We start from the raw sequence: 11,884 nt of genomic DNA on the forward strand, positions 1-11,884 counted from the left end.
TATATTTACAATGCATATAAAATCAATATAGTTTTGCGTTAATGCAATAAAGCAATCATTTTATAAAAATATATTTTTTTGTTTTCAGAATAATTTGGTTGAGTTAAACTATAGACAATACTTAATCGGAGTGGTTTTATTGAAATCGATAAAAAATTATTTATTACCGTTAATCATAACAGTCATCTTATCTTTTCTATTTTGGATTTGGACTTCTCATACATGGACTGATTATATTAACGTCTTATTTTATGTATCATTAATTTCTTTCATACTATTGTTCATTATTCTTTTAGTACAAGAAGGCATATTCGATGTCACTAGTTATGGTTTTCGACGTTTAACATACCAACTTTCATCTAATTCGAAAAAGAAAAGTATTAAAGATGATGCGTTTTTTAATCCTAAAAACGCAAAAAAGGAACACTACATGATTTCCTCATGGGTGCTCCCTAGTCTTTGTATTAATATATTGTTAGTTATCGTCACTATTATTGTTTCTTTCACTATTTAAAAACGCAAGTGTCACATTAAGCCGACACTTGCGTTTTGTATATTTTAGTCTTCGAATTTTTTGAAAATCAGTACTGCGTTATGTCCACCAAAACCTAAACTATTACTCATTGCATGTGTAATTTCTAAGTCTTGAGCTTCATTAGGCACATAATCTATATCACATTCTGGGTCAGGTGTTTCTGCATGGATTGTTGGAGCAATTTTTGAATCTCTAATAGATAAAGCAGAGAAAATCGCTTCAATACCACCAGTTGCGCCAAGTAAATGACCTGTCATAGATTTTGTTGAGCTAACTTTTAATGTATTAACTGCATCACCAAAAGTATTCTTGATAGCTTGTACTTCGTATAAGTCACCCACTGGAGTACTTGTACCATGCGCATTTAAATATTGAATATCTTTTGCTTCAATGCCCGCATCATCAAGTGCTGCTTGCATTGCTCTAGAACCGCCTTCACCTTCTGGCGCTGGTGCAGTAATATGGTAAGCATCACCTGTTGTACCATAGCCCACAATTTCTGCATAAATTTTAGCACCACGTGCTTTTGCAGATTCAAGAGATTCTATAACTACAATCCCTGCACCTTCACCCATAACAAAGCCATCTCTGCCTTCTTGGAATGGACGGCAAGCCGTTTCTTTATCATCATTTGTAGATAATGCACGACTCGCACTGAAACCAGCAATAGCCATATGTGAAATAGGAGCTTCCGTACCACCAGTTATCATTGCGTCCGCATCACCACGTTGAATGATTTTAAATGCTTCACCAATTGAGTTAGTTCCTGTTGCACAAGCAGTTACAGTTGAGCCACTTGGACCTTTAGCACCTAAATCAATAGATACTTGTCCTGTCGCCATATCTGGAATTAACATTGGCACGAAGAATGGACTTACACGTCTTGGTCCGCGTTCAACTAATTGAGTATGGGCTTTTTCGAATGTTTCCATTCCTCCGATACCTGAACCAATCCACACACCAATACGATTTGCATTCGCTTTAACGTCTAATTGGGAATCTTGTACTGCTTCTCTAGCAGCAACAACTGCATATTGCGTAAATCTATCCATACGACGTGCTTCTTTTTTATCAATAAAATCTTCTACATTAAAATCTTTTAATTCGCCTGCTAGATGCACATTATAATTTTCAGTATCAATTCTTGTAATAGTATCGATACCATTAACTCCTTTTAGTGCATTCTGCCATGTTGTTTCAGCATCGTTACCGATTGGAGATAAGGCTCCGATACCAGTAATAACAACTCTATTATTTTCACTCATTAGTTATCCTCCTATTTTCCCCATTTAATAACCATTGCACCCCAAGTAAGTCCGCCACCGAAACCTACTAAAACTAGCGTATCGTCATCTTTAATTTTACCATTTTGTAACTCTTGATTAATACTTAACGGTATTGAAGCAGCAGATGTATTACCGTATTTATTAACAGATACACTCATTTTTTCAGGTTCAATACCTAATCTTAAACGAGCTGATTCCATAATTCTTATATTTGCTTGATGAGGTACAAATAAATCGATATCTTCTGAAGTTAAACCTGCTTTTTCAACAACACGTGTTGACGCATCGCCCATTATTCTTACAGCAAATTTAAATACTTCACGACCATTCATTTTTAATTTCTTAGTTTCTTTATCTAAATATAAGTATTTTCCGCCACTACCATCAGATCCCATTTCGTAACTAATAATACCACGACCTTCTGATACTTCGCCAATAACAACTGCACCAGCGCCATCGCCAAATAAGACAGCTGTAGAACGGTCAGTTAAATCAGTAATTTTAGATAATTTATCTGCGCCTACTACTAGTATATTTTTATAATCACCTGATTGAATATATTGTTTAGCAGTAATCATTGAATACATAAAACCAGAACAAGCTGCTAACTGATCCATTGTAGGTACTTTTCCTGTACCTAAACGTTCTTGTAAAATATTAGCAACACTTGGGAATGGCATGTCACCTGTCGCAGTCGCTACTATAATCATATCTATATCTTCTGGTTGAATACCAGCATCTTTAATTGCTTTTACACTAGCTTCGTAAGCTAAATCTGATGTATCTTGATCTTCATTAGCCCAATGTCTTTCTTTGATTCCAGTCATTTTAGAAATCCATTCATCTGATGTTTCTAAAAATTGTTCAAAATAGGCATTGTCTACAATATTTTCTGGAGCGTATGCCCCGAAACCTTTAATACCCACATCCATGGTTGTACACCTTCTTAATAAATTTTTAATACCAGGTATTAATTTAACATATTTTTCATTTTAAACTCAAGTATATAGAAATCTAATTGAATAGCTGCTATCTCTACACATACTTATATGATTAGCTATACAATCATATAATACCGTCATTTAAATAGCTTTTTAATTTCAACTAATACAAAAATGCTTTAATTAAATCATATCATTTATAAGTTTGATACCACTGTTTCAAACTCATTTGGATTCACTCTATACAAACAATCTTTTTTCCATTAAAATATATGTATATATACTATATTGGAGGTTGCATGCAATGAAATACCTCATGACATTCTTTTGGGCATTCGTTTTATTACAAATGGTCAATTTCGTATTGAACAGTTTAAATGGTGAAGGTAACAGCTTAAATGTTGTTTCACCTATCATTATGGCAGTTATATTTACAATAACAACTGCTATTTTAGGTGCAATAATTAGTCCTAAAAATAAATCTGAACAATACGAATAAGTAAAAACTGGTAGCAGACTTTTATACAGTTGCTACCAGTTTTTTTATAATTTATATCATAAATTTACTATTTTTAAATTTTTCTCCCCGTCAATTGTACACTTGTTTCGTCAATTTTATGTTTGTTTACTTGTTTTAAAAAGTCATTCAAATAAAATCCATTATCTAAATCTAATTTTTCTTTTAATGCATAAACTGTTAATTCATATTGATGATCTTTGTCAGGAGGTGTGGGTCCTACATAATACTTATCAATTGCTGAGAAATCTTCTCCTAATAAGCCACTTGTGAAACTATTCTTTCCTTGAATACCGTCAGTCGTAATTCTAGAGAAATCTTCTTTTACAGAAATATTTGAATTTGAAACTTTAAGATTTGCTACACTCCAATGAATCCAGGTAAATCCACAAACTGGAATAGCATCATAGTCTATTAATGACCAAGCAAGATATTGAGTATCTTTAGGAAGTTCAGTCACTTCAAAAGGAAATGATTTGATTGGATTGCCATTGATTATGTCACTTTCATTTGCGCCAGCTGCATAGGCATATGGGATAAAATTGTTTTTAAATTCTGTGTTGATTTTCATGATGTTCACTCCTCGAATAATTACTATTATTTCTTATTATATTATAAATTAACTAATTAAAGTATATGCATCATTTGTTTAGTTCATTATGTGAATCAATCCATACTTTTAAATACTGAAATCCACCATTTACATCACAAATAAAAAACCAAGAAGATGAATTTTCATTCAAATTCTTGGTTTTAGTTATTTATTATTCAGGTTTGTTAACATCAAATGTTAGTTCATTGTTTTCATCTAAATCTACATCTATTTTAGTACCTTCTGGTAAGTTTTCTTTAATCATCATACGTGCTAATGGTGTTTCAATTTGTCTTTGTACAAATCGTTTCAATGGTCTTGCACCAAATTGAGGTTCATAAGCTTCTTCACCTAACCATTTTTTCGCTTTTTCAGTTACTTCAATAGTTATTCTTTGATCTACTAATCTCATATTCAAGTTACCAATAATTTTATCGACAATCATACTCATATCGTCAACTGATAATGGTCTGAATAATACGATGTCATCCATACGGTTTAAAATTTCTGGTTTGAAGTATGCATGTAAGCTATCCATAACAGCTTTTTCAGTAGATTCACTAATATCACCTGTTTCAGATACTTGATCTAACAATACTTGTGAGCCAATATTACTTGTCATAATAATAATTGTATTTTTAAAATCAACGCTTCTACCTTTAGAATCAGTTAATCGACCTTCATCTAAAATTTGAAGTAATACGTTAAATACATCACTGTGGGCTTTTTCCACTTCATCAAGTAAGATAACTGAGTATGGGTTACGTCTTACCGCTTCAGTTAATTGACCACCTTCATCATGACCTACATAGCCTGGAGGGGCACCAATTAATCTAGACACAGCATGTTTTTCCATATACTCACTCATGTCGATTCTGATCATGTGTTTTTCAGAATCAAATAATGACGCTGCTAATGATTTAGCTAATTCAGTTTTACCTACACCAGTTGGTCCTAAGAATAAGAAACTACCAATTGGTCTATTAGGATCTTTGATACCTGCTCTGGCACGTACTACAGCATCAGAAACTAAATCTACTGCTTTATCTTGACCTACTACACGTTTATGCAAAATATCACCTAAATGAAGTAATTTATCTCTTTCAGTTTCTACTAGTTTTGATACTGGAATACCAGTCCATTGACTTACGATATCTCCAATTTCTTCGTCAGAAACGATTTCACGAATCATTCTATCGTTATCTTCACCTTGTTCATCTTGGAAGACATCTTCTAATTCTTTTAATTCTTTTTCCAATTGTGGTATTTTGCCATATTGTAATTCTGCTGCTTTTTCAAGATTGTTATTAGTTTGCGCATCTTCTAAAGCTTTTCTACTTTCATCCAATTCAGCACGTTTTTCTTGTAATTTAGCAATTTTTTCTTTTTCTTGTTCAACACGAGATTGTAATGAGGCTTGTTTTTCTTTTTCGTTAGATAATTCTTCTTGAAGTTCTTCAAGACGTTGTTTACTAGCATTATCAGATTCATTTTTCAATGCACTTTCTTCGATTTCTAATTGCATTACACGTCTATTAACTTGATCTAATTCAGTAGGATTTGAGCCCATTTCAGTACGAATAGTTGCACAAGCTTGGTCAACTAAATCAATCGCTTTATCTGGTAAAAATCTGTCAGTAATATATCTATCAGATAATTCTGCTGCTGCAACTAAAGCACGGTCTTGAATACGTACACCATGATATACTTCGTAACGTTCTTTTAAACCACGTAGGATTGAAATTGTATCTTCAACATCTGGTTCGCTTACGCCTACTTTTTGGAAACGACGTTCTAAGGCAGAATCTTTTTCAATATACTCTCTATATTCATTTAATGTTGTAGCACCAATACAATGTAATTCACCACGTGCTAACATAGGTTTTAACATGTTGCCGGCATCCATAGCACCATCTGTTTTTCCTGCGCCTACTAACATATGAATTTCATCAATAAATAGGATTATTCTACCATCAGATTCTTTAACTTCTTTAAGTACTGCTTTCAAACGTTCTTCGAATTCTCCTCGGAATTTTGCACCTGCAACTAAGGCACTTAAATCAAGCTCGAAAATAGTTTTGTCTAATAATGATTCAGGCACGTCTTTTTTAACAATTCGTTGAGCTAAACCTTCAACTATTGCTGTTTTACCTACACCTGGTTCACCTATAAGGACTGGATTATTTTTTGTTTTACGGCTTAAAATACGAATCGTATTACGTATTTCCTCGTCACGGCCAATGACAGGATCCATTTTACCTTGACGCACTTCTTCTACTAAGTCATGTCCATATTTTTCTAATGCTTCATAATTTACTTCTGGGTTCTGGCTAGTCACATGATTTCCCCCTCTTATTTTATTTATAATTTCTTTGATAACTTCAGATTTATTACCTATGAATTCTTTAGTTGTTTGATCAATGTCCATAGCTGCTCTTAATACATGTTCCATAGAAATGAATTCATCATCATAATCATTCATATAAGTTTCAGATTTGTTCATTAATTCGTTTGCTTTAGAACTGATATATTGTCCATATTGAACATTATCACCTTGAACAGTTGGATAAGATTTTAACTTCTTATCATAAGCTTTTTCTAATTGGTCTACGTCAATATTTGCACGTTCTAACACACTTTTAAATAAACTTTCACTTTCGTTTAACGTTGCTTTTAGTATTGCTTCTATTTCTATATTTTGTAATTCAAATTCTTTACTATATTCAATTGCTCTTTGTAATGAGCCTTGAATAGCATATGTCATTTTATTTATATCCAATTGTTTTCACCTCTATTTATTTAGAGTCAGTCATTCATTCATCAAAGTTTATTTTTGACTTTGACTTTCTTTGACCTTAACTATATTATAGTCCTCTTTTTAAAATTAATCAACAACTTGAACCTAAAATTTTTATTAATTTTAATCAATTAAATTTTGAATGGATAATACCGAAAAACTCAAACTAAAACCTCTTTATGTATTGAATTCACATTTTTTAAAATATAAACAAAGAAGTAGTATTGAGTACGTTTAGTTTAATAAACATCTTTCAATACTACTCCTTTATGTGATTAGATTATTTCTTTTTAATATGTTTTAAAATTTCGTCAGTAAGTGCTTTTACGCCACTATTTTCTAAATGAATGCCATCTGGTGCAAAGTATTCTGTATGACCCTCTGATCTTTTATACCAATCAATTAAAGTCACATTGCTCTTTTCTTTTGCTGCATCAGCCATTAGCTTATTAACGTGATTTTCATAACCTCTTGGTACTCGTGTATTGACTAAATAAATTTGAGCTTTACCAAATTTACTAATTAAATCATCAAGTTGTTCTTTATTAAAATCACCATTAGTACCTAATTCTAATACAACTTGATCAGATTTTTTATTATAATGAGAATAATTTTGTTCTGCTAATGGAATCGCTTGATATAAATTTCTACCAACTTTACCATCAATTTTAGCTTTTGGTACACTGTCTTTAAAAGTTTCCCCTATGTCTACCATTACTGAGTCACCTATTAATAATGGACTAATATCTGTATCTACATCTGTATCATTTTTTCCATTTTGACCAATTTTATCAATAGGAATCATTCTAATTAAATACTTATCTTCTAAATCTGTGTTAAATGAATTGGACTTATGATTAATTTTATCTTTACCTAATCCATCAAATGAACCAATCATAATAAAAGCAAATGGAATAATTAAAATAATAATCGTAATCGTTCTAATAAGTGCAGGTTTATACTTACGTTTCAAAGTAAATGCCTTTAAACCTTGTTTTCTGAATGGCGTTTCTACATAACGATATGACAACTCAGCGCAAACAAATGTTAAAACAATATCTATAATGTAGACATATAAAGGAATTTGTCCATCAATATAATAGCTATGAATAAAACTAATAATCGGAATGTGCCATAAATATAAACTATAAGACCGTTTACCTATGTATACAAACAAAGTATTACCTAATAGTTTAGACACAAATGTTGCTGGATGCACCACACTAGCAATGATAAATAAAGTCATAGCAGAAATAATATAAAATCCACCATTATAAATCCAGTCACTTTCGTCTTGAACAGTTACAAATAATAGAATTAAAAATGCTAATCCTAATATGCCTACAATATCTATTGCACGTTGTAACGCTTTAGGAGGTTGTGCTTTTAATTTGAATGGTGGCCATAAAAATGCCAATATGACACCCAATAATAATGTTTGTAAACGCGTATCTGTACCAAAATATACTCTTGAATGGTTCAGATGTGGCTCTGAAATGATAATCATTAACATAAGTGATAATAATGAAATGATCCAAAAAATGAGCGTCACATTACGGTATTTCTTTAAAGTTAGTAATAAAGTAATTAAAACTATTGGAAAAACTAAATAAAACTGTTCTTCAATAGCTAATGACCATAAGTGTTTAAGTGGCATAAAAGAGAATTGTTCAAAGTAGTTAACATCCTTAGCGATATACCACCAATTTGAAACATAAAATATTGCAGCAATAATATCATGTTTTACTCTAACTATCTCTTCTGATTTAAAAAGTAATGTGGCTATACCAACTACTAATAATAGCGCTAATACAGCTGGAACTAACCTTTTCAAACGACGTAACCAAAAATTCTTTAAATTGATTATGCCATTTTCTTCGTATTCTTTTAATAATAAGCTCGTTATTAAATAACCTGAAATAACAAAAAATGTATCTACACCTAAAAATCCGCCTGTTAACCATTGTTTATTTAAATGGTAAATAATAATGCCGATAACAGCAATTGCTCTTAAACCATCTAAACCAGGCATATATCTTAATTTCTTTCCCCTATTTCTAGTGCTTTTATATTCCTTATTCATATTACACTTTCTTCCCCATCAAATCATTTTCGAATATTCATAGTAGTTTAAGTTTTATATTAAAATAGTCATGTATCTTGTATTTAATCTAAGTTTCATTACTTATTGAGAAATAATTAAAACAACTTGATAAATCTTATGACTAATAATGATTTGGTTAAAATAAACTTGCAACAACTTATTTATTACTTAAATTTATTGCATTCAAGTTACAATTAGTCTTAATTATTGTAATACAACCGTAATATAAATTCAATTTAAATAGCAATTGAATATTATTTATTTAATGACGATTGGATTTTTTTAAATTTATTAATAAATACATTTTTATTTTCAGAATATTGGTTTCTTATCGTTTAGATAGCGTAAATTTTTAAATTTAATTCATCTTAATTTGCCATCTCTAATTTAGACCACATAAAAAAGAATGGTATGTAATGTATACACGCAATGTGTATATTACTACATAACCATTCTTATTATCAGAATTAGATTAACCAACACCTAGAGCAATTTTCGCGTATCTAGACATCATATCTTTATTCCAAGGTGGATTCCATACGATATTAACTTCAGTATCTTGAATTTCTGGAATCTCTGCTAATACAGTTTTAATTTGATCAATAATTTGCGGTCCTAAAGGACAACCCATAGAAGTTAATGTCATCTCAACAGTACAAAGTCCTTCGTCATCTACATCAACTTTATATACTAATCCTAAATTAACAATATCAATACCTAATTCAGGGTCGATTACCATTTCTAGAGCTCCTAGGATACTATCTTTTAATGCCTCTTCCATTAGTATCACCTCTCTATATTTTCTTTATACTAATATATCAAATATCCGACAAAACGCCAATAAAATGCTATGATACAACTACAATATATTATTACGACATAAGGAGAACGTTATGCAGCCTCATTTAATTTGCTTAGACTTAGATGGAACATTATTAAATGATAATAAAGAAATTTCTAATTATACAAAACAAGTTTTAACAGAATTACAACAACGTGGTCATTTAATCATGATTGCTACAGGCCGTCCATATCGTGCCAGTCAAATGTATTATCATGAATTAAATATGGATACGCCTGTAGTAAACTTTAATGGTGCGTATGTACATCATCCTAAATCAAACGATTTTGATACAATACATGAAGTTTTAGATATAGATATTTCAAAAAATATTATCGAAAAATTACAGCAATTTCATGTAACTAATATTATTGCTGAAGTAAAAGATTATGTGTTTATTAACAACCATGATCCTCGTTTATTTGAAGGTTTCTCAATGGGAAATCCTAGAATACAAACTGGTAATTTATTAGAACAACTTAACGAAGCACCAACATCTCTATTAGTTGAAGCAGAAGAAAGCAAAATTCCAGAAATCAAAGATAAATTAACTCAGTTTTATGCTGAAAATATTGAACACCGTCGTTGGGGTGCACCATTTCCTGTCATTGAAATTGTTAAACGCGGTATTAACAAAGCTCGTGGTATTGACCAAGTTAGACAATTTTTAAATATTGAACCAGAACATATTATTGCTTTTGGTGATGAAGATAATGACATCGAAATGATTAAATACGCACATTATGGTATTGCTATGGACAATGGTCTTCAAGAACTTAAGGATATTGCTGATGAAACAACATTTAGTAATAATGAAGATGGAATTGGAAGATATTTAAATAATTTCTTTGATTTGAATATACGTTATTATTCATAAGAATAGCGTTTCAACACATCTGAGATAGATATACTATGCTGTCTCAGAATTTTATTATATCAGGGGGTATAACCGCATGAGTAAAATAGTTGTCGTCGGTGCAGTTGCAGGTGGTGCAACTTGTGCAAGTCAAATTAGACGTTTAGACTCTGAAAGCGAGATTATAATTTTTGAAAAAGATAGAGATATGAGCTTTGCCAACTGCGCATTGCCTTACTATTTGAGTGATACAATTACTGAAAGAGAAAAAGTGTTAGCTTATACTCCGGATAAGTTTTTCGATAAAAAACAAATATCAGTTAAAACGTATCATGAAGTCATTGCAATTAACGATACCAAACAAACTGTAACCGTTAAAAATAAAAATACAAATGAATCGTTTGAAGAATCATATGATTACTTAATTTTAAGCCCTGGTTGTAGTGCAAACCGACTTAATTTTGATACAGACTTAGCTTTTACATTAAGAAACCTAGAAGATACAGACGCTATCAATTCATTTATTGATAAAAATAATGCTCAAAAAGCATTAATTGTAGGTGCTGGGTATATTTCATTAGAAGTATTAGAAAATTTATATCATAGAGGATTAGATATCACACTTATTCATCGTTCTGAACAGGTAAATAAATTAATGGATCAAGATATGAATCAACCTATCTTTGATGAATTAAAAGATAAACATATTCAATATCGTTTAAATGAAGAAATTGCTGATATAAATGGTAATGAAATTACATTCAAATCAGGAATAAAAGAAGACTACGATATCATTATTGAAGGTATAGGTACTAAACCTAACTCTGAGTTTATAAAAAGTTCTAACGTTCAACTTGATGAAAAAGGATTTATTCCAGTGAATGATGCTTTCCAAACAAATATAAATAACATTTATGCTCTTGGAGATGTCATTACATCACATTACAGACATGTTGATTTAAAAGCAAATGTTCCTCTAGCCTGGGGCGCACATCGTGCTGCGAGTATTATTGCTGAACAATTAGTAGGAAATGATAATATTAAATTTAAAGGATATCTAGGATCTAATATTGTTAAATTTTTCAATTATACGTTTGCTAGCGTTGGTGTTAAACCAGAAGAATTATCTCAATTCAATTATAAAATGGTAGAAACTAAACAAGGCGCACATGCAGGTTATTACCCAGGAAATACACCATTACATCTGAGAGTATACTTTGATCAAGATACTAGAAAAATTATACGTGCAGCTGGAGTTGGGCAAGAAGGTGCTGATAAACGTATTGATGTATTATCTATGGCAATGCAAAATAATATGACTGTTGATGAATTAACAGAGTTTGAAGTTGCGTATGCCCCACCTTATAGTCATCCTAAAGATCTTATTAATATGATTGGATATAAAGCACAATAAA

General features: G+C 31.1%; 10 protein-coding genes. 4 read left to right on the plus strand and 6 right to left on the minus strand.

Features of this window, described 5'->3' with window-relative positions; translation table 11 throughout:
- The first annotated feature begins 139 nt into the window (after positions 1-139).
- Positions 140-514: a DUF3899 domain-containing protein gene (locus HMPREF3125_RS12460; RefSeq protein WP_083279973.1), complete on the plus strand. Its 375-nt coding sequence runs from the start codon at positions 140-142 to the stop codon at positions 512-514.
- Between the two features lie 44 nt (positions 515-558).
- Here the strand turns inward: HMPREF3125_RS12460 and fabF are convergent, their stop codons facing one another.
- Positions 559-1,800 (minus strand): beta-ketoacyl-ACP synthase II, encoded by a 1,242-nt coding sequence (fabF, locus tag HMPREF3125_RS04865; RefSeq protein ID WP_017637403.1) that lies wholly within the window; start codon positions 1,798-1,800, stop codon positions 559-561.
- 11 nt (positions 1,801-1,811) lie between these two features.
- On the minus strand, positions 1,812-2,753 hold the full coding sequence (locus HMPREF3125_RS04870) for a beta-ketoacyl-ACP synthase III (RefSeq protein WP_017637404.1): 942 nt from the start codon (positions 2,751-2,753) through the stop codon (positions 1,812-1,814).
- Between the two features lie 313 nt (positions 2,754-3,066).
- On the opposite strand from HMPREF3125_RS04870, the gene HMPREF3125_RS04875 reads away from it, so the two are divergent.
- On the plus strand, positions 3,067-3,261 hold the full coding sequence (locus HMPREF3125_RS04875) for a YjzD family protein (RefSeq protein ID WP_017637405.1): 195 nt from the start codon (positions 3,067-3,069) through the stop codon (positions 3,259-3,261).
- A gap of 73 nt (positions 3,262-3,334) precedes the next feature.
- Here the strand turns inward: HMPREF3125_RS04875 and HMPREF3125_RS04880 are convergent, their stop codons facing one another.
- The 4 genes from HMPREF3125_RS04880 to HMPREF3125_RS04895 all read right to left on the minus strand — a co-directional run bounded on the left by HMPREF3125_RS04880 (position 3,335) and on the right by HMPREF3125_RS04895 (position 9,553).
- Positions 3,335-3,850: a YbhB/YbcL family Raf kinase inhibitor-like protein gene (locus HMPREF3125_RS04880; RefSeq protein WP_070452284.1), complete on the minus strand. Its 516-nt coding sequence runs from the start codon at positions 3,848-3,850 to the stop codon at positions 3,335-3,337.
- Positions 3,851-4,043: 193 nt separating this feature from the next.
- Positions 4,044-6,650, minus strand: coding sequence for an ATP-dependent chaperone ClpB (gene clpB, locus HMPREF3125_RS04885; protein WP_070452287.1), 2,607 nt, complete (start codon positions 6,648-6,650; stop codon positions 4,044-4,046).
- 298 nt (positions 6,651-6,948) lie between these two features.
- Entirely contained in the window at positions 6,949-8,751 is a 1,803-nt protein-coding gene (locus HMPREF3125_RS04890) for an acyltransferase family protein (RefSeq protein ID WP_070452290.1), read from the minus strand.
- Positions 8,752-9,244: 493 nt separating this feature from the next.
- On the minus strand, positions 9,245-9,553 hold the full coding sequence (locus HMPREF3125_RS04895; RefSeq protein WP_017637409.1) for a metal-sulfur cluster assembly factor: 309 nt from the start codon (positions 9,551-9,553) through the stop codon (positions 9,245-9,247).
- A 112-nt stretch (positions 9,554-9,665) separates the two neighbouring features.
- Here HMPREF3125_RS04895 and HMPREF3125_RS04900 point away from each other — a divergent pair, with 112 nt between their 5' ends.
- Both HMPREF3125_RS04900 and HMPREF3125_RS04905 read left to right on the plus strand, forming a co-directional pair.
- Entirely contained in the window at positions 9,666-10,490 is an 825-nt protein-coding gene (locus HMPREF3125_RS04900) for a Cof-type HAD-IIB family hydrolase (protein ID WP_070452293.1), read from the plus strand.
- Positions 10,491-10,566: 76 nt separating this feature from the next.
- Positions 10,567-11,883, plus strand: coding sequence for a CoA-disulfide reductase (locus tag HMPREF3125_RS04905; RefSeq protein WP_070452296.1), 1,317 nt, complete (start codon positions 10,567-10,569; stop codon positions 11,881-11,883).
- Position 11,884: the final 1 nt, after the last annotated feature.

The organism is Staphylococcus sp. HMSC13A10, assembly GCF_001808005.1.
GTDB lineage: Bacteria > Bacillota > Bacilli > Staphylococcales > Staphylococcaceae > Staphylococcus > Staphylococcus pasteuri.